This window comes from Apilactobacillus nanyangensis, assembly GCF_016861915.1.
GTDB classification, from domain to species: Bacteria; Bacillota; Bacilli; order Lactobacillales; family Lactobacillaceae; genus Apilactobacillus; species Apilactobacillus nanyangensis.
In genome coordinates this window covers 54,896-78,164 of the sequence record NZ_BOLX01000005.1, presented here as the reverse complement: position 1 = coordinate 78,164, position 23,269 = coordinate 54,896, and the positions used below count along the sequence as shown (strand labels likewise).

Here is a 23,269-nt window from a genome sequence, read left to right as displayed (position 1 = left end):
AATTATTCTCCTAACTTATCTAATAAGGCATCTAGAGTTTCAACACTTTCTACATTGTATGTATCAGCCTTTAATGTCTTTTTAGCAAGCTTACTTAGCGTATTTCCTGGACCGATTTCGATAAAAGCGTCAATGTTTTTGTCTTCTAATGAAGCAACATCTTGCATGAAGTGTGTTGGATTGATTAGTTGGTTAACTAATGTTTCCTTGATGGTGTCCTTAGCAAATGGTTTTACGGTAGTATTACTGATTACATCTACTTGAGGTTCATCAAATTCAACACTTTCAAGACGTTTTGCTAATTGGTCTGATGCAGGTTGCATCAATGGAGTATGGGAAGCTACGGCAACTTGTAGTGGAACTACACGTTTTGCGCCCTTTTCCTTCAATACTTCCATGGCGTTTTGTACCCCTTCTTTAGTACCACCAATAACAACTTGTGACTTGTTATTGTAGTTGGCTGGGTAAACGTCATCAATTTCATCACAAACGCTCTTCACAAAATCAGGGCTAAGACCCAATACAGCTGCCATAGAACCTGGATTTTGCTTACCTGCTTCATCCATGTAATGTGAGCGATCGTGTACTAGCTTTAGCCCTGATTTAAAAGATAGTGCTTTAGCAGCAACTAAAGCACTATACTCGCCTAAACTCAATCCCATCATTGCAACAGGTTTCTCTATTTTGTCTTCTAAAATACGATGAATAGCTACACTCATCGTCAAAATAGCGATTTGAGTATTATTAGGATTATCAAAAATTTCCGGATCAGCTAAGTTTAAATTCAATGTTTCTGAAGCCTCGTCAATTGTACGTTTGTACACAGGGTTTGACTTGTACAAATCCTGTCCCATTTCCTTAAATTGACTACCTTGGCCACTAAATAGATAACAAATATTCAAACTTAAACACTCCTAGTTAATTAAAACTAATTATTATTCTTCAACTTTACCAGCAACGTAGTCAACTAATTGTTGTACAGTTGCGATGTCGTTGTCACTGTCAATTTCGATGTCGTATTCGTCTTCTAGAGCATCGATGATTTCAAATAAGTCTAAACTGTCTAGGTCTAGTTCTTCTTTGAAGTTAGTGTCCATCTTGATGTCTTCAGCCTTAACGTCTGATTGATCTACAACGATTTCTTTTACCTTGTCAAAAATTGCGTTCTTGTCTGCCATAATATAATTCACTCCATATAAAAAATTAAAATAATAAATTAATACCTTAAAATAATAGTTCCTGTGGTTAGGCCACCACCGAAACCAGAAAGGGCGATAATATCTCCCTTAGCTATTAAACCATTTTCCATCATTTCTGACAACAAAATAGGTTCACTAGCTGCAGAGGTGTTCCCATAAAGATTAATATTGATAGGGAATTTGTCCTTACTAACGCCTAATTTACGGGCTACTGATTTAATAATTCGAGCGTTAGCTTGATGTAACACAAAGTGATTTATGTCACTTAACTCAATCCCAGCTTTTTCTGCTGCTTCTTTAATTGATAATGGAACATTCTTGGTTGCAAAGTTAAATACTTCTCTACCATCCATATGCAAATAACGATCTGTGTCGTCATCATCTCGTGGTCCAAATGTTTCATTTCCCAATATATGACCAGCAAGAAGAGCTTCTCTTCTATCTCCATAATTCTTCAAGTTACTGGATAGGACTTCTCCATCGCCTTGGTTTGAGACTAACATCCCACCAGCGCCATCACCGAATAATACGGCAGTGGTTCGGTCTTCCCAGTTAATCAAGTTACTCATCTTTTCTGAACCGATTACCATCCCTAAAGCATTAGGCTTTAGTTCAAATAATGAGTGCATAACATGAGTAGCGAAAACAAATCCAGAGCACGCAGCGCTGATATCAAATGCAACAGCATTCTTAGCACCAACAATACCTTGAACTGCAGAAGCAGTTGATGGCATGTGGTAGTCTCCAGACATCGTAGCTACAATGATAAAATCAATATCATTCGCATCAACGTTTCCGTTCTTAAGTAATTGTGAAGCAACCTCAGCACTTAAAGAAGTGTTAGTTTCCTTAGTGGCGATTCTGCGTTGCTTAATCCCGGTTCTTTTACTGATCCATTCATCAGAAGTATCCATGATTTTAGCTAAATCGTCATTGGTAACTATCTTTTCAGGAACAGCTTTAGCAGTAGCTAAAATTGAAAAACTGCTCATGATATCTCCTCTAAACTGAATTTAGTTTACTTTCTCGATAGTATCTATAAAATACCACTCATTTATTTTTAATTAATTTCCCCTTTTTTTCAACTGATAATAACTCATATCAACGCCTTGTTAATGCAGAAACATTGATATATCAACGGTTCATCTATACTTTTTATCCATATTTTTAAAAGTTACGCATTATATATTATGTAACTCATTAAATGTTGGTGTTTCTTATAAAATTAAAAAGCCACCTATAATAGGTGGCTTTTTGTTATTTATTATTTGATTACTTTGTATACTTCATCCATTGGTTGGCGCTTCTTTGGAGTAATGTCTTGGTCACGGTAACCGAAACCAGCCATTACTGAAACACCCCATTCTTTAGGATCTAAAATACCTTTTTCAGTTAAGATATCTTCAATTTTTGAACGGTTAAATCCTTCAATTGCACAACTATCAATATCTAATTCAGCGGCAGCGGTCATCATGTTAGCTAATGCAATGTAAGTTTGCTTGCATGCCCAGTCGAATTGCTTTCTGTCATCAGTTAAATCAAATTGAGTCTTTTGGAAATCATCAAACTTCTTTGAGAATGGTGAATCTGGTGCAAAATGATGGCCACTAACATCTTCAGTAATGTGTTGAACATACTTACTAGTTGCTGTGATTCCCTTCTTAGCCAAAATAATTAGGAAGTGACTTGCACCGTTTAGACTATTTTGAGCACCCCAAGCATCTTCATAGATGTCTTTTTTAACGTTTTCGTTTTCAATTAAAAGAAACTTCCATGGTGAAAAACCAAAGGCACTAGGTGAAAGTCTGCCGACTTCCATAATTGTTTCCCAGTCCTTGTCAGAAATTTTCTTGTCAGCGTCGAACTTTTTGGTAGCGTAACGACGGTGAGCAGTTTTAATAATTTCTTCGTTTTTATCCATTATTAATCTACCTCTTTCACGTATATAATAGATGTAACTTAACATAAAGAATTATTTAAGTTCAACAATATACACTCAACTTAAGCATAATAAAATTGACGCGGTATAGTGATTTCACTATACTTATAATGTAATTTAAATAAGTTTATTGGAGACTTTATTATGAACGCACAAGACTTATATCAAAAATGGGTTAATCATCCCAATCTAAATGAATCTGTAAAACATGACCTAGCAAAAATCGTTAATAATAATGAAGAAATTAACGATGCTTTTGGTACTAACATGTCATTTGGTACTGCCGGAATGCGCGGATTAATCGGTGCTGGTATTAACCGTATGAATATCTACACAGTTAGACAAGCTACCGAAGGACTAGCATCTTACATGGACACTTTAGATGAAGAATCAAAGAACCGTGGTGTTGCAATTAGTTTCGATTCAAGATATCACTCAAAAGAATTCGCATATGAAACTGCCAGAGTATTAGGACAACATAACATTAAATCCTTCGTATTTGATGATATTCGCCCTACCCCTGAATTATCATTTGCAATTAGACACCTACATACTTTTGCTGGTGTTATGATTACTGCCAGTCATAATCCAATGCAATACAATGGATACAAAATTTATGGTGAAGATGGTGGTCAAATGCCACCAAAGGCTTCTGATATGATCACTGATTACGTCAGAAAGGCTGACGATGTCTTCGCAATTGACGTTGCTGACGTAAAGGACTTAAGAGACAAAAAGCTACTCTCTGTTATTGGTGAAGATGTTGACGATGCCTACCTAGCAAACGTTAAGACCGTTAACGTAAACCATGACCTTATCAAGGAAGTAGGTAAAGAATTAAAATTCGTCTACACCCCACTTCATGGTACTGGTAAGATTATCTGTCGTCGTGCTTTAGATAATGTTGGTTTCCAAAACTACTCATTAGTAAAAGAACAAGCAATTGCCGATCCAGAATTTCCAACCGTGGACTTCCCTAATCCAGAATTTCCTGAAGCATTTAACTATGCAATCAAGCTTGGTAACGAAGAAAACGCTGATGTCTTAATCGCAACCGACCCTGATGCTGATCGTTTGGGTGCAGCTGTAAGACAACCAGATGGTTCATACGAATTAATGACTGGTAACCAAATTGCATCAGTGCTATTAGACTACATCCTAACTGCTAAAAAGAACGCTAACGACTTACCATCAAACGGAACTGTTGTTAAATCCATCGTATCTACCGAACTAGCTACTAAGATTGCCAACAACTACGGTGTTGAAATGCAAAACGTTCTTACTGGATTCAAGTACATTGCTGAAAAGATTAAAGACTTCGAAGAAAACAAGAATCACACCTTCCTATTTGGTTTCGAAGAAAGTTTTGGTTACCTAATCAAGCCTTTCGTTCGTGATAAAGATGCTATCCAATCAACTGTTTTACTTGCTGAAGTTGCCGCTTACTACAAGCAAAAAGGCCAAACCCTATACGATGGTCTTCAATCCATTTACAAGAAATATGGTTATCATGAAGAAAAGACCATTTCAAAGACCTTCAGCGGTATCGAAGGTAAGACAAAAATGGCAAATATCATGAACGAACTACGTTCAAACCCATTAAACGAATTCAATAATCAAAAAGTCGAATCACTTGAAGACTTCCAAACATCTACTAAAACAAATGCTGACGGTTCAACTGAAACAATCGCATTACCTGAAGCTAACGTATTAAAATACTGGCTAGATGATGGCACATGGTTTGCAATTCGTCCTTCAGGAACAGAACCAAAGATTAAGTTCTACTTAGGTACTGTTGATGATTCAGCTGAAGCTGTTAACAACAAACTAAAAACATATGAAGATGCAGTTGATCAATTAATTGAACAACTTATCTAAATCAAAAGCGTTATTAACATAATGTTAATAACGCTTTTTTTATGTTTCGTGATAGAATGTTAATATAAATTCAAGTTGAAAGGAAATTTCCATGAGAAAGCAAACATTCTCTGTTGAAATTGAGGCCAATCCAGGCGATTTGCTACAAATGAAGCACTATTTGCATAAATGGCAACCAGATTTTGTTTCAATTAGCAATCTTAGTCGCTACTCATATGAAGAAATGGTCCAATGTGCCAGATACATTCAGACGGATTTAAAAATCCCTGTTGTCATCCACTTAACTGGATTAACGCATACAAAAGAACAAGTAAAAAAAGCTTTTAATCAATTGATGGGTTTAAACATCCGTAACTTCTTATTAGTTCGTGGAAACATCCATCACAATATGCATATCGAAGATGATTTCAATTATGCTAGTGATTTGATTCAATACGTAAATCAACTAGATAAGGATTCAAAAATAAATGTAGTTGCCGGATGTTATCCAGACATTCACGTGCTCGCTGACTCACTTACAGAAGACATCGAGTACCTAAAGCAAAAAGTAAATTCTGGAGTTGACAGTCTAATATCTTTAATGTGCTTTGATAATGATAGAATTTATAAATTTCTTGATAAATCACGTGAATATGGTATTAATGTCCCTATTCGCATTGGGATTATGCCAATTACCGATCCGTTTAAGAAACATTACCTAGCACATAATGATGTAACAATGCCCGAATTTTCCAAAGGAGATGACAATCTTCTTGAAGATGGAATCAACTATGCCGTTAACCAAATCAATGACTTGTATGAACACAACGTTAACGGTATTCATCTATATACTCACAATGATTGGATGGTATCCGATCAAGTATTTGAAAACATTAAGCAAAACCTATAAAGGAGCATCATCCAATGGACAACAGTAATGCTGCTGACAACAAGCTTGCACCAACCAAGCAACTTACTGACGAACAATCTCGCCTAGTCGAACAAATCAAACAATTTGCAATCGATCACTTAAATGACGATACCCATGCTGTCTTCACCATTTATGGTGATGCCGGAACTGGTAAGTCCGTCATTTTAAGTAAGCTATTCTACGACATCCAACAAATGGCGCATGAAAAAAGCAGTCCGTTATATCAAACTAATAATTATTTTCTGGTTAACCATCCTGAAATCCTAAAGGTTTATAAAAAGATGGCTGGAAGTCAGGATAATGTATTGAAGAAGAACTTTAATCGCCCCACTTCCTTCATTAACCAAAACGATAAGAACCATCAAGATGTAGATATCACAATTATTGATGAAGCCCACCTATTACTATCACGTGGGGATCACTACAATAATTTCTATTACGATAATCAACTATCAGAAATCATCAAACGTTCTCAAATTACCATCCTGGTATTTGACCATCGCCAGGTTCTTAGAACCAAATCATTCTGGAATTTGGAAAGATTACACCACATCATTGATCCATACACTAATGGAGAATATCACCTAACTCATCAATTCAGAATGACTGCCAGTGACTCATTAGTAAAATGGATTAACACCTTTACAGATGGTAAGCTAACCCCTCTTCCCGATGACGCAAAGAAAGACTACGATTTTCGTATCTTTGATAATGCTGAGGAAATGCGTAAGGCCATCTTTGCTAGAAACAAAGAAGTGGGTCTTTCTAGAATCGTTTCAACTTCTGGATATCCATCAACACTAGATGGTGGCAAACACTACGTAACAGAACCAGACTTCAAGATGCCATGGGATCAATACAACTATACACAAACTCCATGGGCAGAAATTCCAGAAACCGTTAACGAAGTCGGTTCTATGTTTACATGCCAAGGATTTGACTTAAACTACGTTGGAGTCATCTTAGGACCACCTATCTATCTAGATGGTGACGACGTCCACGTTGAAATGAGTAAGTTCACCGATGTTGAATCACTCAAGAAACGTAAGGATATGGATAATCCTGTCGAATTTGAAAAGATTAAGGAACAACTCGTATTAAACTCAGCCAATGTCTTACTAAAACGTGGTGTCAAAGGTTTATACATCTTTGTTCATAACCAAGATTTACGTCAACGTCTCTTAGACGACTACAAAAAATTATAAAAAATGCCACCCAGATAAACATTTCTAGGTGGCTTTTTTTAATAAACTGATATAATTGTTTCAATTAAGTTTTTTGGAGGGGAAAATATGAAATACTCGCTTAACTGGGATTTAGATTCAATCTTTGCCGGGGGATTACATGGTAAAGAATTAACTGATAAATTAGCTGTCATCAGCGAATCAATCGAAACTTTTCGCCAAGCTATTAACGACTACGAATTCGATAATGATGACGCTCAATTTTCTAGATTTTCAGAACTAACCGACTTCTTACAAAAAATTCAGGCCGGAATTATTCAAGCTTCAATGTACATAAATGGTAAGCATTCCGACGACGTTAATAATGAAGAAGTGCCACCAATGATTGATAAGGTTCAATCACTAGACGTTAAAGCTGCCCAAATTGCCCAACTGCTTCAAAAGAAGTTGGCCGATTTATCAGATGATCGTTTTAGTAAACTAATCAAACAACCTGGTCTAGATACCATTGCGTTTTCTTTAAAAGAAAACAGACATTTTGGAAAAGAGCTATTAGACGACACTCAAGAAACCATCATTTCAGAAATGAACTTAGAAGGTCTAAGCTCATGGTCAAATCATTACAGCACATTAATTGCTGGTGTTAACGTCGCGTTTAGAGACAAAGATGGTAATCCTAAAACATTATCAGCCGGTCAAGCTGATAACGAAATCTTGGGAAATGCAGATGCCAAGTATCGCCAAGACTTGATGCCAAAATGGGAAGCTGCCTTTGAAGACCAACAAAACCTATTTGCCGACACCCTAAATCACCTATCAGGTAGTCGTCTTCTAGACTACAAGTTCCATGGTACTAACGATTTCTTGAAGTACCCATTAGAACTTAACCGCATGTCAAAAGAAACTCTTGATACCATGTGGAAGGTCGTTGATGACAATAAGGATGTCTTGATAAAGTTCTTAAACCGCAAGGCTCAACTGATTGGTAAGGATAAGATTGGTTGGGAAGATGTCGCTGCCCCAATCAACATCGGCAACGAAAAATCAAAGACATTCACATATGACGAAGCTGCCGAATTCATCATTAAACAATTCAACAGTTTCTCACCCAAGATGGCTAACCTAGCCCAAAAGGCATTTGAAAATAGATGGATTGAAGCTGAAAACCGTCCAGGTAAAGAACCAGGCGGATACATGCAAGACCTACCAGAAACTGGCGAAGCAAGAATTTTCTTAACCTTCACAGGTTCACCAAACGATGCATCAACCATCGCCCACGAACTAGGTCATGCCTTCCACAGTAGCGTGATGAACGATCTACCATACTTCCGCCAAGACTACGCAATGAACGTTGCAGAAACCGCATCAACATTCGGTGAGCTAATCGTTTCAGATGCTAACGTCAAAGAAGCAAAGACCGACGAAGAAAAAATCAGCTTACTAAATGCTAAGATGGACAACCCTGTCGCAATGTTTTTAAACATTCGCGCTCGATTCTTATTTGAAACTCGTTTCTATGAAAAAAGACAAGAAGGCATTCTAACTGCTAACGAAATTAATGAATTAATGTTACAAGCTCAAAAGGATGCTTACGGCGAGTCGATATCTACCTACTCACCTCACTTCTGGGCAAGCAAGATGCATTTCTACATCGACGACATTCCTTTCTACAACTTTCCATACACATTCGGTTACCTATTCAGTCTAGGAATCTATGCCAAAGCACAAACTACCGATGACTTCGAAGATCAATACATCTCATTACTAAGAGATACTGCTAACATGACTACAGAAGAGTTAGCAAGCAAACACCTAGGTGTTGATTTGACCAAACCAGATTTCTGGGAAGCAGGAGTTAAATTAATCGAAAAAGACGTTGATGAATTCATCAAACTAACTGAAAAATATGTATAAAAAAAGAAGCGCTCATAACGAGTGCTTCTTTTTTATTAACGAACTACAACGGCCATTTTACCTTCGTAGTTGTATAGACCCATGAATTGTGAAGTAGAAACCCAAAATACAGGGTTACTCTTACCAGGTTTGAATTGGTATCTCCATGATGATGGATCTGCCATCTTGAAGAAACCGTTCTTGTATCCAACAACTACTAGAGTGTGTCCAGTAGGTTTCTTCATACGGTATCCAGTATATGCAATCACTGGGTTACCATGTTTAATTTCATTAATGATTCGGTTCTTTGAATAACCACTGATATTGTAAACAGTCTTTCTGTAAGTTCGACCGTACTTAGCTAAGGCTCTTGGGAAAATTGTCCAGTCTTGACTAGTATAGTTCTTAGCGAATGGATTACCAACGAATCCATAGTTTTGGTTAGTAGATCTTGGCATTCTATCTAAGAAGTACTTGATTCCTTTGTCTAGGCCAATGCTTCTAGTTGAAAGTGCCATCTTTAAGGCAGTCCCTTCACATCCATTTGGAGCATCGAATGGAAAGTGTTGACTGGTATATACGAATGGAATTTCGTAGACACTAGTTTTACTCAAATCTCTTGAGCTAACCCATCCTTGGTTAATTCCTTGGTAACTAATCTTGTAGTAGACTGACTTATTTAATTTAGCTACTTCAGTTAATTGAACAAGTTGGTTTTGAAGGTTAATCTTCTTCTTAACCTTAACCCCTTCTTTGTAAGGGGCAACGTAGGTATCTACGTTATTTTTATTAACGATTCTTGCATTTTGTTTCCGCGCTGAGCTAATTGTATAGCTTTGACTTTCTGCGTTTGATGTATCAGAATGAGCTACGCCCAAAGCGACGATAACTACACCTAAAAACATTACTACACCAAGTGCAGATAATATTTTCTTCATTATGTGTCCACCCCATCCATAAATTAATATTATTTATATTAATAATATAATACAAACAAAATTTAAATACTTAGAATAAGCTGTTCTGTAAATAAGTTTTAACATTTTGGTAACATTTTTGATATTTTATTAAAAAAAGACATGATTAGTAAAATAACCATGTCTTTTTTAGTATATTAGTATAATTCTTCAACTTGTTTTTGTACATCTGGATGATTTACGAAGTCATCATAGTGGGTATCAGCTCTTTGAACCATCCCTTTATCAGATACTTCAATAATGTGATCAGCGATAGTTTGAACAAATTCTCTATCGTGAGAAGTAAAGATAAGTGATCCATCGAAAGGAATTAAAGCATCATTTAATGCTGTGATTGATTCCATGTCCAAATGGTTAGTAGGGTCATCTAGCATCAATACGTTACCCTTTTGTAACATCATCTTAGATAGCATACAACGAACCTTTTCTCCCCCAGATAATACCTTAATTTGTTTTTGGATATTATCACCAGAGAATAACATTCTACCTAGGAAACTACGTAGGAATGGATCATCACTTTCTTCTTTAGAAGCGAATTGTCTTAACCAATCAATGATAGTCAATGAATCGTCTTCGAAATCAGAGTTAATGTTCTTTGGCATGTAACTAGTACGAGTAGTTTGACCCCATACTACTTCACCTTCATCAGGTTCCATCTTACCAGCAAGAATTTGCATTAAAACAGTAGTAGCAACGTCACTTCTACTGATGATAGCAGTCTTTTCACCCGGACGTAGTGTAAATGTGATGTTGTCTAGGATCTTCTTACCATCAATTGTCTTTGAAACACCCTTAACAGAAACTAAGTCATTTCCTAAATCACGTTCCTTTTCGAACTTGATGAATGGGTATTTACGTGATGATGGTTGAATATCATCTAATGTAATCTTGTCTAATTGTTTCTTTCTTGATGTAGCTTGTTTTGACTTAGAAGCGTTAGCAGAGAATCGAGCGATAAATTCTTTCAATTCTTTGATTTGGTCTTCCTTCTTAGCGTTAGCGTCTTGGCGCATCTTAGCTGCTAGTTGACTTGATTTCAACCAGAAGTCGTAGTTACCAACGTATAGTGAAATCTTCTTGAAGTCGACGTCACACATCATAGTACATACTTGGTTTAAGAAGTATCTATCATGGGATACAACGATTGCAATGTTTTCGTAATCAGCCAAGAAATCTTGTAGCCATTCAATGGTATGGTTATCCAAACCATTGGTAGGTTCGTCAAGAAGTAGGATATCTGGGTTACCGAATAAAGCTTGAGCTAATAAGACCTTCACCTTTTGTCCTTCGGAAAGTTCACTCATCTTTTCGTAATGTAGTGATTCATCAATTCCCACACTTTGTAGCAATTGTGATGCATCGGCTTCGGCGTTCCATCCGTCCATTTCGGCGAATTCACCTTCTAATTCAGCAGCCTTAACACCATCTTCATCAGAAAAGTCTTCCTTAGCGTATAAGGCATCTTTTTCCTTCATGATTTTGTATAGCTTTTCGTGTCCTTGAATTACAGTATCTAGAACTTCGCAATCTTCAAAGCCATAGTGATCTTGGTTTAAACTAGAAATTCGTTCATTCTTACCGATTGAGATACTACCACTAGTGGGTTCAATCTTTCCTTCTAGCATTTTTAGAAAAGTTGATTTACCAGCACCATTGGCCCCGATAACACCATAACAGTTACCAGGTGTGAATTTTAGGTTTACATCTTCATATAGTTTTTTACCTGAAAAATGTAATCCCATATTAGTTACAGTTATCATTTCATACCTCCATCCAATCAATTAAGATAAAAAGGGCCCTTGTTTCTCAATTGAATCAAGGGCGTTTTTATTTATTGATTCTATTAATAACTCAGATAACCATATCATATGAAAACTACTTAGACAAGTTAATTATTATAGAACGGCGTTAATGTCGCTACTTCCTTTTGTGATTTCATAAATGTGGTTAATTGTCTTATCATCGTGTAAAACGGCAACAACGAAGTTAGCAACATCTTTTCGAGGAATGTTCATTCCAGCTACTCGTTGTTGAATTACATCGACCTTACCTGTTTCTTCATCGTTGGTTAGAGCTGATGGTCTAACAATAGTGTACTCTAGCCCACTGTTTCTTAGCTCAACATCTGCATAGTGCTTGGCGATGTAGTAGCCATGCAAACCAGAATCAGCCCAGAAGCTTCTGTCGTCAGCACCCATGGCGCTAACCATGACATAACGAGTAATGCCAGCTTGATTAGCGGCTAGCATTGACTTGATTGCACCGTCTAAATCGATAATCAATGTTTGATCATCTCCGGTAGCACCACCTGAACCAGCTGAGAAGACAATCTTATCAATGGCGTTGTCAGTGTAAACCTTAGCCATGCCTTCAATTGTGCCGTTTAAATCAAAGATAACTGGTGAAACATTTTCCATATCCTTATATTCAGCAAATTGCTTGTCACTTCTAACTCCGGCAAAAACGTTATCCCCTGTTTTGCCTAACTTTTCTACCATATGAATACCTACGTGACCATGGGCCCCGATTACTAAAACGTTACTCATTATATTCATCCTTTCCATACTTACTTATTACTAGTAATTCTATCAAGAATGGTAATACTCATAAAACGATTTGCTCAAAAAAAGACGACCATCTAAGATAGTCGTCTTTTTACCATAATTGTCTTTTATTAAGCGTTTTTGTCTTTAATTAATTGTTTTTATTTTCTCTTGTCAATAACTGGAACGTTACCATCAATCATACCTGAGTCACCAGATAAGATTAATGCATTGTACATAACGTCGAATTTCAAGTTTTGTTCTAGGAATGATCCACTGTAGTCTTTATAGTAGATAGGTCCTAAATCTGAATCCATACTTGCGTTAAAGTCTTTGTCTTCTAAATCAGGGTCAACTGCAATCAAGTCAAAAGATGTATCAATCGCACATGAACCTGCGTCAGAGTAGTTTCCAACACCATCATCTAAGCTCAAGAAGAACTTTGCGTTGCCTTGAACTTTGTTTTGAATCTTTTCTTTTGCTGCATCTGTAATAGTTAGTTTCATAAAAATGAACCCCCTTCATTTATATTACAAGTATCTATAATACTCGAATAAAATCTTGTGTCAATAGTTTGTACACGATTTAATTAAATTTTACGCTATTTTTTATTGGCGATACCAATCATAAATCTTTTGAGCACCGTTATAATCAATATAATGAACCGCGGCAGTTTGCGCAGAATCGCCCTTTCTAATCCGGATAACGATGTGAGCTAGGTTATTTTTCTTCATGAACACGCTAGATTCAAAGCGCATACTTTGAATTTCGTGCCATCCAACATAGTAAGTTCTTTGTTTAAATAGGAATCCATTGGATACAACCAAGTAATCATCTTTAGTATCACCCGTTAATCCAATTGAAGTAACCCTGCACTTAAAGTATGCATTACCAAGAGTGTAAAAGAAAGTAAAAACACCGATAACAACTAACGAATCTGATAATGTTGTCCACCCAACAAAATAAATCACAATTGGTATGATTAACAATATCCAATCAAAATTCCTGAAGAACAACCAGATTGATCGTTTACGTGAATTGAATTTTTCGACCGTCTTTAATGGTATCCATTCGAAGAAATCATTCATCATTTCAGTGTACTTATGTGAATTTAGGATTGGTAAGACCACCGCTTGTGATGATTCTTCATCATTGCCGTCTGAAGCCATGATAATCTTAACGGTCATAATCTTTAGCAGCTTTCCCATCAAATTTTGCTCTACCAAAACACTTTGGATTCTGTCGGTAGATAGTCGAACCTTATTTCTGGTAAATAGTCCCTTTTCGTATTCAAGATACTTACCCTCTTTTACCAAGGTAAAATCATAGAATTGAAACATCGTGTAGATAAATGATAGTAATAACGCAATTATAATTACCATGATTGAGAAGGCAATCAAGCTCACCATGTTAGAGCCAAAAGCCTTTTGGTAGATGCTAATAGCGAAGTCTAAGACTGCCCCATTGGTAATGTGGACAATCAAAAGCATTTTAATGAAGACCCTAAAACTAGTAAAGGTATATAGTGCAATATCCTTGGTTGAAATCTTGTATTGAGCATAGTCATTGTCTTTAATCGCTTCCTCTTCGGCCTTATCATTAATCTTTTCAACCTCAGGGTGTTCTACTACTTCTTCAACAACGGCTTGGTTTTGGTATTTTTTGTGCTTTTCCTCTAAAATCGCACCAACGTACGTCTTAACCGCACTCAACACGACTTGATTGTGAGAACCACTCTTGCTTGCATTGTTAATTTGTAATTTTTCAACGTCAAATGGTTTAAATAAAAAGAACTGACTGTGTTCAATCGATTGAATTCTAGCGTATGGAATGTGGATGACCTTTTTAAAGATAACACCCTTTTTAATTAAGATTTGTTTATCTTCAATTGAGTAGGTAAAACAACGATATGCTAGGATGTCCCAAATCACGGTAATGATTACAAATACTGTCCCCAATTGATATCCATTAAGATGTATAGGATCGGCGATAAAAGATGCCAAAAACATCGCTACAGGAATATCGGCATAATGAGGTAGAAAAGATAGTGGACTTAGGTGTTTATCTTGCATTTCTGGCCTCCATCGCTAATCTCATCACTTGGGTCTTAATGTTTTCTGATTCTTCCTTGGTTACGGCAGCAATTTCATGGCTATCAGCAGAAGTATAAATGCTAATCTTATATAGATTCTTATGTCTTAGAATTGGGCCTTGTTCGATATCAACGTTTTGTATACGGGCAATCGGAACAGTGGCTTGTTCTCTAAAAATAAAGCCATTTTTAATTTCAACGCGATCTTCATGGATAGCATATTGATGAAAAGCATAACGGTATGGAATTGAAATCATGTCAAATAGTGCTACCAACACTAATAGAGTTCCTAAAACAGGTGGGATATATGATACATATTTCCAATCTAAATACTTCACACCAATTGTGGCGGCAGTAAAGATGATAATTTCGACAATAATGGTAATAATGGCTGAATATAGCCATACTGTTTTGACGCTCTCAGGTAGTTTCTTCATTTATACTCTCTCCTCAATGTTGCTATTTTATTTTCTCTCTAAATCTAGTAACAAGTTGTTGAAGTCGGCTAACTTACGGTAGCCTTCAGAATAGTCAACGTTTACAATACGGTGAGTTGGAATAATCAAAATTAATGGATTAGTAACCACTGCATCCCTTACGTCTAACTCCTTAAAGTCATATGTATCACAGAACTCTTTGATATCCATGGTGTCGCCATAATCGATATCACTAATCTTTTGATAGATTTGTTTATTTAATTCGCTAGTTGATAAATCGACAGGTACTTCAAAGTATTTTCTAGTCCCGTCAATATATTCGCGAAGCTGAATCTTATATTCTTCAGTTACCTTTCGATTAAACACAAATTCTGCATCTAATTTAGGGTAAAAGTTATAAATATTGGAAATTCCTGTATTGGGGTTGTTAATAAAATTAATTCCCTTTCTGGTACAGGTAAAATAGATTTTTTGCTTTTGGTATTCGACTTGATCCCAGTGTAATGTTTCCATTTGTATCCTTCCTATTTCTTATATTATTACTATATTAACATAATTAAGATTGCCTTCTAGACAAAAAAGACACGACATAATGTCGTGTCTTTTAAAGTATTAGGCTACTCGAGCATAGCCCACTGCATGCCACCAATTTGTATGGATTTTTTCTGTTACAACTCCACGGAGTTGTGCATCAATCATTCTGTCATGACCAATGTAAATACCAACGTGGGAAATGTTGCTGCGATTAGTACCAAAGAATACTAAATCACCCTTCTTAACATGTTTTCTACTTACATGTTTGTTGGTGTTGTATTGCATTTGAGCTGTTCTAGCTAAATATTTGTGTGCACCATGACGGTATGCGTATTGAGTAAATGATGAGCAATCAAAAATATATGGACCTGAAGCTCCCAATCTATATGGGTGACCTAACTTACTTGAAGCTGATCTATATAGACTTGCGAATCTAAACTTGCTAGCTTTTTTGTGTGTAACCTTTTTAACAATTTTGCGTGCTTTCTTCTTAGCAACGGGTCTCTTATAAGAAGCTCTTCTAGCTTTTTTCTTATGCTTAGGCTTTTTGGCTACATGACGCTTTTTAGCCTTCTTTTTGTAAACCTTGTGAGTTCTCTTATGATGAACTTTACTAGCGCTTGCGTTGGTAGCATCAGATGCAAACAACGTTACCATCGCCAAAACAGTTAACATAATTAACATGATTGTTTTTTTCGTTTTTGTTTTGTTCATAGCACTTATTACCCCTGCTTTTAAAAATTTTATACTTTCTTAATTTATGTCTTAAGTATAGCTACAAAATGCTACATAACAGGAACAAAACTATTTCAAAAACATAAAAAAATATTACTTAAGTGTTACATCCCAATGGTTTTATAATAAAAATCGTCCTATAATTAGACATATACTTACTAACTTTTAAGAATAGGGTGATTTTATGGATTTATATTCATATGACTACTTAATCCACCCAAATACTATTGTTACATATTTACTATTGGCATTAGCAGTAGTGGTTGGATTAATGATTATTTTTAATGGTTTTAAATACATGCGCGATAGAACCAACTTAAAATACCGCGATATATTTATCACCATGATTTTAATTGCCATACTATCAATTAGTATTGGCTTTAGTAATATTTTGCAACAACGCAACTCTTCGTCGCAAAATTCTCAAACCACTGAAATGGTTAAAGCAATTAGTAGAAGCAAACATATTTCAACATCAAAGATTTACGTTAGCTCCCCTCAATTAACTAATGGTATGACCGTTAAAGTTGGCGATAAGTTCTACCAAGCAACTTTCAACTCCAGTTTTAACAGTTATCAACTTCAACCAATTCAGTTAATTCCTACTAATATTACTTATCACGACAAACCATCACTTCAAATTGGTGACTTAAACAAGGAATATTTGGTAATTCTATTTAAGTTCTTAATCGGGTTCGTTGTATTGGTAATTCAAATTAATATTTCTGGGAAAGGAAACTTGGCACCTTCTAACGCAGTTGATCAAATTCAAAACTACGTTCTCGGGGGTATCATCGGGGGTATGATTTATAACCAACAAATTAGCACTCTACAATTCTTCATCGTATTGTTAATTTGGTCATTGGTTATCTTTACTAGCCGTATCCTTAGTCGTCAGTTCTCGTTGTTCCATCGAATATTCAATGGTGAACCACAAAACATCATCACTAATGGAATTGTTAATGTTGATACCGCACTAAAGAATGGTATGTCTGCTGCCGATTTGGCATTTAAACTAAGAACTAAAGGCATCAGTAACTTCCAAGATGTTAAATCAGCTGTCCTAGAACAAAATGGACAACTTACCGTTACTACCTTTGGTGATGAATCACTAAGCTACCCTATCATTACTGATGGGACAGTTAATGCTGAAGTCCTAGAAAAGATGGGCCACGACATGGACTGGATTGAACAATTAGCTAAAGATTCACACAAAGAAATTGCTCAAATCTACCTAGGTCAATATGTTGAGGATCATTTGGTAATCATCCCATATCCTACTCACAAGTATCGTCCTTGGTACTATGAATTGGGTGAACGTGTTGAAAACTTCTCTCACAACCACAAGCTAACACCTGAAAGCATTAAGAATGCTAAGGCATTACAACAACTTAAGGAACTTTCAAAGAAGCGTCATTTAGGTTCTAAATCAAATAAAGAAGACAAGAAACCTACTAACCAACGTGGTACAAAGGGAACGAAACAATAATAAAAAAAGATAGGTCAAACGACCTATCTTTTTTATTTGTATTTTTATTTATTGGGTTTGTTATTATTTGAATACCTTGAAACGATCTTCGTCGTCCATGTAATCCTTTGATTGAGCTGGTGCTTCGATTGAACCGAATACCATTTCACCACGTAATCTCCAGCTAGCAGGAATGTCGAATTTCTTAGCAACATCTTCGTCGATTAGTGGGTTGTAATGTTGTAGGTTAGCACCTAGACCATTTTCAGCTAAACCAGTCCATACAGCGTATTGAGCGTTACCTTGAGCTTGTTCTGACCAGTCATAGAAGTTATCAGCGTATGCTGGGAAGTTCTTTTCTAGACCATGAACAACATCCATGTCAGTGAAGAATAGGATAGTAGCGTAACCATTCTTGAAACCGTTAATCTTGTCAGTAGTTGCCTTTAGAGCATCTTCATCCTTTAAGTGTGGCTTTAAGTTGTCTAAAGTAATGTCCCATACCTTGTCTTGGTTGTCGTTAAATAGGATAACGGCACGAGTTGATTGACTGTTGAAAGCTGATGGGGCTTCCTTGATTGAAGCTTTGATGAAATTTGCTAATTCATCTTGGCTCTGTTCAACGTTACGGCCTAAAGCGTAAATAGTACGACGGTTCTTTTGTAAATCTAGTAGTTCTGTTTTCATGTTAAATCTCTCCTTTTGTCATATCTGATTGATTAATTTATATTATATCACTTACTTTTAGTTAGTAAACCTTTTTCTCAAATTTTTTTAATGAACAAATAAAAAGTTAAGTGATATTATTTAAGTATCAGCATAATATTATTTTTCGATGAGGTAAATTAATATGTTTTATTACTTATTTTTAGCGCTCGCTATTATTGGTGAACTCATCGGTACAAACCTATTAAAGATGTCGATGGGTTTTACTAAGATACTGCCAACAATTGGATCGCTAATTTCATTCGCACTATGTTTTTACTTTTTATCAATTGCGATGGTTAAAATTCCACTTAACATTGCATACGCTAATTGGAGTGCACTGGGAATCCTTGCCACCACCGCAATCGCATCTTTGGTGTACAAGGAACAAATTAACGTTATGAGCATGATTGGCATCGTCTTTATCATCATCGGCGTCGTTTTGTTAAACCTATTCAGTGCAAAATAAAAACGCTAAGTTAGAATATCTAACCTAGCGTTATTTTTTATACATAGAAATAAATTGAGAAGTACATTAAGATAGTCCCAATCATTACAAAGATATGCCAAATGACATGTCCGAATGGAATTCTTGGGAAACTGTAGATTAATGCTCCGACAGTAAATGCGATTCCACCGAATAGTAGTAATAGGAATCCGTGAATGCCTAAGTAGTCATATAGTTTGACGATACCTAGTAAACACATCCATCCCATTACCACGTAAATAATAGTAGAAAGTGTCTTTAATTTCCCCATCCACAATGCCTTGTAGATAATTCCTAGAACAGTCATAATCCAGATAACAGTTAAGATGACCCAACCTAGCCAGCCACCAATTGCAATTAGGCAGTATGGTGTGTAGCTTCCAGCAATTAGTAGGTAGATTGCTGAGTGATCAAAGATTTGGAATAACTTTTCGACACGGGTGAAATATAGGCTGTGAAACATGGTAGAAGCAATGTAGAAAGTTACTAATGTAATTGAATAAATCACAAAACTAGTGATTCTCATTGCACCACCAAGGTGGACACCGTGAATAATCAAAGCAACCGCACCGATGATTGCAAGTAGTTCCCCAATTCCATGGGTGATTGCACTAAAAATTTCGTTTAATAGGTAGTATGTTTTATCCTTGATCCAGTTAAACTTTTGCTTAACTGAATCGGTAGTCTTTTGTTTTAAGTTGTTGTTCATAAATAAAGTACCTCAATTAATGTTTATTTAATTATATAACTATGTAATCTAGTTTTCAATACTAGATGGAAAAGACAATAAAAAAAGAACCCTCTTTTTAGGATTCTTTTTTAGTACCAGTTATGTGATAACCAAAATGCTTTGGCTTTTACCCATGAACCATAACGAGTCTTAACATAGTTGTTAGCAGTACGTTCTTGATTCTTATGAGATAAGTTACCACTGTAGTAACTAATTAATAATTGGTATTTACCGTAACATGAACCGTTTGATGCGGTGTATGATCCACCTGATTCATGATTAGCAATCCATGCTCTAGCAGCAGCGTTTGCTCTTGATAAATGTTTTCTTACTTTGTAAGTTACGTGTTTCTTAATTCTAGTTGAACTAACAATCCTTTTAGCGGCATGTTTCTTAACACGTTTTACTGTGTGCTTCTTTGCAGCTCTTTTGTGAGTTCTTGCTACTTTCTTAGCCTTTTTGGCTTTTTTAGATACCTTCTTGTGTTTGCGTACCTTTTTTACATGTTTAGCAGCTTTTTTCTTAGCGGTTCCGTGAACGGTTTTTGTTTGAGCTGGTGTAGTTGGTGTAGCAACTGAATCAGCTTTTGCGGTTTGTGGTATTAAAAACAATGTCGCAATCAATAATGATACCAATACAGCAAAGGTAATCATCTTATTATTCGAATGCATATAATGTTTTCCCTCCTTAAAATTACTTGAATAATGTAACTAACCAGTTTTACTATCTTGTTAGAGTTATGTTACAGGAATGTTACATTTTATTTCAGGCATGAAATAAAACTGATTACAAAGCCGTTCTGAAAGGTCTTAAGACTTTCTTAAGATTTATGAAAAACAATTGACTTTTACAGGGAAAATGTATACAGTTAGTTACATAAGTAATTAACTATTATTATAAGGAGATGCACTATGAAAACTCTTGAAGTTCAAAGTTTAAACAAGTTCTTCGGAAGAAAACAAGCTCTATTCGATGTTTCATTTGATATCGAACCTGGTACTATTTTGGGCCTAATCGGACCAAACGGTGCTGGTAAGTCTACTATTATGAAGAGTATCGTTGGTCTAACCGACTACAACTCAGGTAGCATTAAAATTGATGGAAAAGAATTAACTAAAAACAAGCGTAGCAGTCTAGCAAACGTTGGTTCAATGATTGAATCACCTGCTCCATACTTGAACCTAACTGGTCGTCAAAACCTAAAGCTTTTCAATGACGGTTCTACCACCGCTGAAGAAATGCAACAAATTATGGAAGAAACTCAAATCACTGAATTTGCCGATCGTAAAGCTAAGAAGTATTCATTAGGTATGAAACAACGTTTAGGAATTGCCATCTCATTGCTTAACCACCCTAAGCTACTTATCCTAGACGAACCTATGAATGGTCTAGACCCTCAATCAACTCATGATTTACGTGATTTACTTGTAAAATTATCAAAACGTGGCATTAGTATCCTTATCTCAAGTCACTTGCTTGATGAATTATCACGTATCGCAGATTACTATGTAGTCATTAACCACGGTAAGGTAATCAAGAAGTCAGATGCTAAGTCATTCCTATCAGAAGGTCCTAAGACTATTAAGTTCGAAGTTCAAGACACTGATGCAGCTAAGAGTGCCCTTGAATCTGCCGGTTTCACTGCCACAATTTATGACAAGACTGTCGAAATTGAAGACAACGACGATTCAACTGCAATGAACGCTGGTCTATCAGCATTGAACCAAGCTGGAATCGAAATCATCAACGTTTCAAGAAACCAAACCGACTTAGAAGAATCACTATTGAAGCTTCTATCAAGTGATAACAACAAGGAGGCTAAATAATGTTAACTTTAATTAGACAAGAACTATACAAACAATTACACGGTAAGTTTTACATTGGATGGGGTATTTTCATTTTAGCGTTAAGTCTACTTTATGGATACTCATCTAATAGTGATAGCTTAGATCCAATCAGTACAATTTTTAGCAATGGTATTACATTTGCTACACTTGCATTAGTAGTATTTGCTAGTTCAATATTGACTGTTGATTTCTCTCAAGACACTGTTAAATATCTTTTTGCCCGTCAATTTTCACGTGGTAAAATTTTAATTTCAAAACTAGTAACAATTGCCGTTATGTACATTTACTTTATCTGTGTAACCTTCGTGTCAACCGAAGTTTCTGCACTAGTGTTCTCAGTAAAGGGACACTGGCATTTTAATGATGCTTTCCTACTTATCGGGGCAACATCACTATACCTATTCTTGCTTTTATCAATGGTTCTTTTGATTAGTAATATTTTCAAGAACAGTGCTGTAGCTACAGCTGTTGGTATTGTATTCGTATTGGTTCTAAGAACAATCAATGCACTTATTGCTCAATTCACTGGTAACCATTCATGGATTAAATTTAACCCATTAAACTTCCTAAACGTTAATAACCAACTTTATTATGGAAGCATTATCAAGGAAACTACTAAACTTACTCTTACTCAAATCGAAGTTGGTAGTATCATCTGGGGAATTATCTTCCTATTAATTACTTACGTTATTTACAACCGTCGTAACGTTTAATAATATAGTAGAAAAAAGCGACTTAATTATTGTATAGTCGCTTTTTTTATTGGAATGAAGACCATAAAAGTGATAAACTCTTGTTATTGATTAATTTCGAATAAAGATTTGGAGGCCAACATATTGGTTGATTTATTAAAACAAGAAATGAACAAGAAAAACCGCCTTATTTTTCTTGCGATGGCAGTTTTCTTAGTAATTGTTACTATTTTAATGGCTGTCATTGGTAAAGATACGAGAACATTAGATGGTTACAAACTAATGAACACATTTGGTGGAATTACACCTGTAATTGAACTACTTGCTACTATTATTACTGCAACTAGATTTGCTGGTGTTGATAGCAATAAACAAGTTCGTGAAAACATGGAAAAGCACAATAAAGTTGCTATTTTCTTCTCGAAGATTTTTACTTGCATGATCGGATACTTCATCCTACTTGCTCTTTCAGTTATAACCATCATTTTCATGAAGTACCTAGTATTCCCTGAAAGTACTTTTGCTGGTAAGTTAGCTCTTGAACTTCAATGGTCAACTTTAGCTAACATTGCTTATGTATTCATCTTTGAATCATTTGTAATTATGACCATTGGTTTCTGTAAGACATGGTACAGTGCAATTGCCTTTGGTGTTGCCCTAAACTACATCACCGAAGTAATCGCTGGTATCTTCATGATCTTCATCTACAACAACCGTCAATTAATTTGGAACCCATTCAACTTCTTCTTCGTTGAAAAGCAAATCCAAGATGGTATGAAGCACATGATGACTAGACTGACATTGAACCAAATCATTGCCGGTTCAGTTGTTTACGCTGTAGTATTCTTCATCATCGCTTTCTTAATCTTTGTTTTCGTAAGAAAGTTCCCTACTGACGAAGAATTAGTAGCAAAACGTCAAGCTAAGAAAAATAAAAAGCAAAAATTACAAACTGCATAATATTACTTATATATAGCACTCAAATAGGCACCGTGAGTAAAATCACAGTGCCTATTTTG

24 protein-coding genes are annotated in these 23,269 nt (G+C 35.8%); 9 read left to right on the top strand and 15 right to left on the bottom strand.

The annotated features are described in order from the left end of the window. Nucleotides 1-2: 2 nt before the first annotated feature. The 4 genes from fabD to JUD45_RS02350 all read right to left on the bottom strand — a co-directional run bounded on the left by fabD (nucleotide 3) and on the right by JUD45_RS02350 (nucleotide 3,120). Nucleotides 3-902 carry an ACP S-malonyltransferase gene (gene fabD / locus JUD45_RS02365; protein ID WP_034534262.1) on the bottom strand — a complete coding sequence of 300 codons (900 nt, stop codon included), beginning with the start codon at nucleotides 900-902 and terminating at the stop codon, nucleotides 3-5. Nucleotides 903-935: 33 nt separating this feature from the next. Further along, nucleotides 936-1,178 (bottom strand): acyl carrier protein, encoded by a 243-nt coding sequence (locus tag JUD45_RS02360; RefSeq protein WP_034532415.1) that lies wholly within the window; start codon nucleotides 1,176-1,178, stop codon nucleotides 936-938. A gap of 38 nt (nucleotides 1,179-1,216) precedes the next feature. Beyond that, on the bottom strand, nucleotides 1,217-2,191 hold the full coding sequence (locus tag JUD45_RS02355) for a beta-ketoacyl-ACP synthase III (protein WP_054606926.1): 975 nt from the start codon (nucleotides 2,189-2,191) through the stop codon (nucleotides 1,217-1,219). A gap of 272 nt (nucleotides 2,192-2,463) precedes the next feature. Further along, nucleotides 2,464-3,120 (bottom strand): NAD(P)H-dependent oxidoreductase, encoded by a 657-nt coding sequence (locus JUD45_RS02350; RefSeq protein ID WP_138726729.1) that lies wholly within the window; start codon nucleotides 3,118-3,120, stop codon nucleotides 2,464-2,466. Between the two features lie 162 nt (nucleotides 3,121-3,282). Between JUD45_RS02350 and JUD45_RS02345 the strand changes: the two genes are divergently transcribed. The 4 genes from JUD45_RS02345 to JUD45_RS02330 all read left to right on the top strand — a co-directional run bounded on the left by JUD45_RS02345 (nucleotide 3,283) and on the right by JUD45_RS02330 (nucleotide 9,024). After that, entirely contained in the window at nucleotides 3,283-5,016 is a 1,734-nt protein-coding gene (locus JUD45_RS02345; protein ID WP_203619594.1) for a phospho-sugar mutase, read from the top strand. 91 nt (nucleotides 5,017-5,107) lie between these two features. Continuing rightward, nucleotides 5,108-5,905: a methylenetetrahydrofolate reductase gene (locus JUD45_RS02340; RefSeq protein ID WP_203619593.1), complete on the top strand. Its 798-nt coding sequence runs from the start codon at nucleotides 5,108-5,110 to the stop codon at nucleotides 5,903-5,905. Nucleotides 5,906-5,919: 14 nt separating this feature from the next. Next, a complete protein-coding gene (locus JUD45_RS02335) occupies nucleotides 5,920-7,131 on the top strand; it encodes a DUF2075 domain-containing protein (protein WP_138726732.1) in 1,212 nt (403 codons plus the stop codon). An 87-nt stretch (nucleotides 7,132-7,218) separates the two neighbouring features. Beyond that, on the top strand, nucleotides 7,219-9,024 hold the full coding sequence (locus tag JUD45_RS02330) for a M3 family oligoendopeptidase (RefSeq protein ID WP_187155532.1): 1,806 nt from the start codon (nucleotides 7,219-7,221) through the stop codon (nucleotides 9,022-9,024). Nucleotides 9,025-9,059: 35 nt separating this feature from the next. On the opposite strand, the gene JUD45_RS02325 is transcribed toward JUD45_RS02330, so the two are convergent. The 8 genes from JUD45_RS02325 to JUD45_RS02290 all read right to left on the bottom strand — a co-directional run bounded on the left by JUD45_RS02325 (nucleotide 9,060) and on the right by JUD45_RS02290 (nucleotide 16,300). Beyond that, nucleotides 9,060-9,941, bottom strand: coding sequence for a C39 family peptidase (locus JUD45_RS02325; protein ID WP_187155533.1), 882 nt, complete (start codon nucleotides 9,939-9,941; stop codon nucleotides 9,060-9,062). Between the two features lie 176 nt (nucleotides 9,942-10,117). Then, complete coding sequence (locus JUD45_RS02320) at nucleotides 10,118-11,740, bottom strand: ABC-F family ATP-binding cassette domain-containing protein (RefSeq protein WP_034532404.1); 1,623 nt, start codon at nucleotides 11,738-11,740, stop codon at nucleotides 10,118-10,120. 135 nt (nucleotides 11,741-11,875) lie between these two features. Beyond that, nucleotides 11,876-12,526 carry an SDR family oxidoreductase gene (locus tag JUD45_RS02315; RefSeq protein WP_187155534.1) on the bottom strand — a complete coding sequence of 217 codons (651 nt, stop codon included), beginning with the start codon at nucleotides 12,524-12,526 and terminating at the stop codon, nucleotides 11,876-11,878. 158 nt (nucleotides 12,527-12,684) lie between these two features. Next, nucleotides 12,685-13,029: an iron-sulfur cluster biosynthesis family protein gene (locus JUD45_RS02310; protein WP_187155535.1), complete on the bottom strand. Its 345-nt coding sequence runs from the start codon at nucleotides 13,027-13,029 to the stop codon at nucleotides 12,685-12,687. A 102-nt stretch (nucleotides 13,030-13,131) separates the two neighbouring features. After that, a complete protein-coding gene (locus JUD45_RS02305; RefSeq protein ID WP_203619592.1) occupies nucleotides 13,132-14,595 on the bottom strand; it encodes a PH domain-containing protein in 1,464 nt (487 codons plus the stop codon). Further along, entirely contained in the window at nucleotides 14,585-15,052 is a 468-nt protein-coding gene (locus tag JUD45_RS02300; protein WP_138726737.1) for a PH domain-containing protein, read from the bottom strand. The genes JUD45_RS02305 and JUD45_RS02300 overlap by 11 nt, the downstream gene beginning before the upstream one ends. 27 nt (nucleotides 15,053-15,079) lie before the next feature. After that, nucleotides 15,080-15,565 (bottom strand): MGMT family protein, encoded by a 486-nt coding sequence (locus tag JUD45_RS02295; protein WP_138726738.1) that lies wholly within the window; start codon nucleotides 15,563-15,565, stop codon nucleotides 15,080-15,082. A gap of 99 nt (nucleotides 15,566-15,664) precedes the next feature. Next, complete coding sequence (locus JUD45_RS02290) at nucleotides 15,665-16,300, bottom strand: C40 family peptidase (protein WP_225879377.1); 636 nt, start codon at nucleotides 16,298-16,300, stop codon at nucleotides 15,665-15,667. A 205-nt stretch (nucleotides 16,301-16,505) separates the two neighbouring features. Here JUD45_RS02290 and JUD45_RS02285 point away from each other — a divergent pair, with 205 nt between their 5' ends. Continuing rightward, a complete protein-coding gene (locus JUD45_RS02285) occupies nucleotides 16,506-17,810 on the top strand; it encodes a DUF3290 family protein (RefSeq protein WP_236018474.1) in 1,305 nt (434 codons plus the stop codon). A 63-nt stretch (nucleotides 17,811-17,873) separates the two neighbouring features. On the opposite strand, the gene JUD45_RS02280 is transcribed toward JUD45_RS02285, so the two are convergent. Then, nucleotides 17,874-18,476, bottom strand: a complete 603-nt coding sequence (locus JUD45_RS02280; protein WP_203619591.1) for a nitroreductase family protein — start codon at nucleotides 18,474-18,476, stop codon at nucleotides 17,874-17,876. A 163-nt stretch (nucleotides 18,477-18,639) separates the two neighbouring features. Here JUD45_RS02280 and JUD45_RS02275 point away from each other — a divergent pair, with 163 nt between their 5' ends. Beyond that, nucleotides 18,640-18,963, top strand: a complete 324-nt coding sequence (locus JUD45_RS02275; protein ID WP_041153081.1) for a DMT family transporter — start codon at nucleotides 18,640-18,642, stop codon at nucleotides 18,961-18,963. Nucleotides 18,964-19,000: 37 nt separating this feature from the next. Here the strand turns inward: JUD45_RS02275 and trhA are convergent, their stop codons facing one another. Both trhA and JUD45_RS02265 read right to left on the bottom strand, forming a co-directional pair. Continuing rightward, the gene (gene trhA, locus JUD45_RS02270; protein ID WP_203619590.1) at nucleotides 19,001-19,690 is read right to left on the bottom strand and encodes a PAQR family membrane homeostasis protein TrhA; all 690 of its coding nucleotides are present in this window, start codon (nucleotides 19,688-19,690) and stop codon (nucleotides 19,001-19,003) included. Between the two features lie 110 nt (nucleotides 19,691-19,800). Continuing rightward, nucleotides 19,801-20,382: an aggregation-promoting factor C-terminal-like domain-containing protein gene (locus tag JUD45_RS02265; RefSeq protein WP_187155540.1), complete on the bottom strand. Its 582-nt coding sequence runs from the start codon at nucleotides 20,380-20,382 to the stop codon at nucleotides 19,801-19,803. A 240-nt stretch (nucleotides 20,383-20,622) separates the two neighbouring features. Between JUD45_RS02265 and JUD45_RS02260 the strand changes: the two genes are divergently transcribed. From JUD45_RS02260 to JUD45_RS02250, 3 genes are all read left to right on the top strand, one after another. Beyond that, entirely contained in the window at nucleotides 20,623-21,537 is a 915-nt protein-coding gene (locus JUD45_RS02260) for an ABC transporter ATP-binding protein (protein ID WP_192043333.1), read from the top strand. After that, nucleotides 21,537-22,271 carry a DUF2705 family protein gene (locus JUD45_RS02255; RefSeq protein WP_203619589.1) on the top strand — a complete coding sequence of 245 codons (735 nt, stop codon included), beginning with the start codon at nucleotides 21,537-21,539 and terminating at the stop codon, nucleotides 22,269-22,271. The genes JUD45_RS02260 and JUD45_RS02255 overlap by 1 nt, the downstream gene beginning before the upstream one ends. A gap of 123 nt (nucleotides 22,272-22,394) precedes the next feature. Further along, on the top strand, nucleotides 22,395-23,210 hold the full coding sequence (locus JUD45_RS02250; RefSeq protein WP_203619588.1) for a hypothetical protein: 816 nt from the start codon (nucleotides 22,395-22,397) through the stop codon (nucleotides 23,208-23,210). Nucleotides 23,211-23,269 lie beyond the last annotated feature (59 nt).

What these genes read in the sequence shown, in the direction of transcription:
- JUD45_RS02360 (WP_034532415.1), bottom strand. Translation starts at nt 1,178, where the DNA reads ATGGCAGACAAGAACGCAATTTTTGACAAGGTAAAAGAAATCGTTGTA.
- JUD45_RS02355 (WP_054606926.1), bottom strand. Translation starts at nt 2,191, where the DNA reads ATGAGCAGTTTTTCAATTTTAGCTACTGCTAAAGCTGTTCCTGAAAAG.
- JUD45_RS02350 (WP_138726729.1), bottom strand. Translation starts at nt 3,120, where the DNA reads ATGGATAAAAACGAAGAAATTATTAAAACTGCTCACCGTCGTTACGCT.
- JUD45_RS02345 (WP_203619594.1), top strand. Translation starts at nt 3,283, where the DNA reads ATGAACGCACAAGACTTATATCAAAAATGGGTTAATCATCCCAATCTA.
- JUD45_RS02340 (WP_203619593.1), top strand. Translation starts at nt 5,108, where the DNA reads ATGAGAAAGCAAACATTCTCTGTTGAAATTGAGGCCAATCCAGGCGAT.
- JUD45_RS02335 (WP_138726732.1), top strand. Translation starts at nt 5,920, where the DNA reads ATGGACAACAGTAATGCTGCTGACAACAAGCTTGCACCAACCAAGCAA.
- JUD45_RS02330 (WP_187155532.1), top strand. Translation starts at nt 7,219, where the DNA reads ATGAAATACTCGCTTAACTGGGATTTAGATTCAATCTTTGCCGGGGGA.
- JUD45_RS02325 (WP_187155533.1), bottom strand. Translation starts at nt 9,941, where the DNA reads ATGAAGAAAATATTATCTGCACTTGGTGTAGTAATGTTTTTAGGTGTA.
- JUD45_RS02320 (WP_034532404.1), bottom strand. Translation starts at nt 11,740, where the DNA reads ATGATAACTGTAACTAATATGGGATTACATTTTTCAGGTAAAAAACTA.
- JUD45_RS02315 (WP_187155534.1), bottom strand. Translation starts at nt 12,526, where the DNA reads ATGAGTAACGTTTTAGTAATCGGGGCCCATGGTCACGTAGGTATTCAT.
- JUD45_RS02310 (WP_187155535.1), bottom strand. Translation starts at nt 13,029, where the DNA reads ATGAAACTAACTATTACAGATGCAGCAAAAGAAAAGATTCAAAACAAA.
- JUD45_RS02305 (WP_203619592.1), bottom strand. Translation starts at nt 14,595, where the DNA reads ATGCAAGATAAACACCTAAGTCCACTATCTTTTCTACCTCATTATGCC.
- JUD45_RS02300 (WP_138726737.1), bottom strand. Translation starts at nt 15,052, where the DNA reads ATGAAGAAACTACCTGAGAGCGTCAAAACAGTATGGCTATATTCAGCC.
- JUD45_RS02295 (WP_138726738.1), bottom strand. Translation starts at nt 15,565, where the DNA reads ATGGAAACATTACACTGGGATCAAGTCGAATACCAAAAGCAAAAAATC.
- JUD45_RS02290 (WP_225879377.1), bottom strand. Translation starts at nt 16,300, where the DNA reads ATGAACAAAACAAAAACGAAAAAAACAATCATGTTAATTATGTTAACT.
- JUD45_RS02285 (WP_236018474.1), top strand. Translation starts at nt 16,506, where the DNA reads ATGGATTTATATTCATATGACTACTTAATCCACCCAAATACTATTGTT.
- JUD45_RS02280 (WP_203619591.1), bottom strand. Translation starts at nt 18,476, where the DNA reads ATGAAAACAGAACTACTAGATTTACAAAAGAACCGTCGTACTATTTAC.
- JUD45_RS02275 (WP_041153081.1), top strand. Translation starts at nt 18,640, where the DNA reads ATGTTTTATTACTTATTTTTAGCGCTCGCTATTATTGGTGAACTCATC.
- trhA (WP_203619590.1), bottom strand. Translation starts at nt 19,690, where the DNA reads ATGAACAACAACTTAAAACAAAAGACTACCGATTCAGTTAAGCAAAAG.
- JUD45_RS02265 (WP_187155540.1), bottom strand. Translation starts at nt 20,382, where the DNA reads ATGCATTCGAATAATAAGATGATTACCTTTGCTGTATTGGTATCATTA.
- JUD45_RS02260 (WP_192043333.1), top strand. Translation starts at nt 20,623, where the DNA reads ATGAAAACTCTTGAAGTTCAAAGTTTAAACAAGTTCTTCGGAAGAAAA.
- JUD45_RS02255 (WP_203619589.1), top strand. Translation starts at nt 21,537, where the DNA reads ATGTTAACTTTAATTAGACAAGAACTATACAAACAATTACACGGTAAG.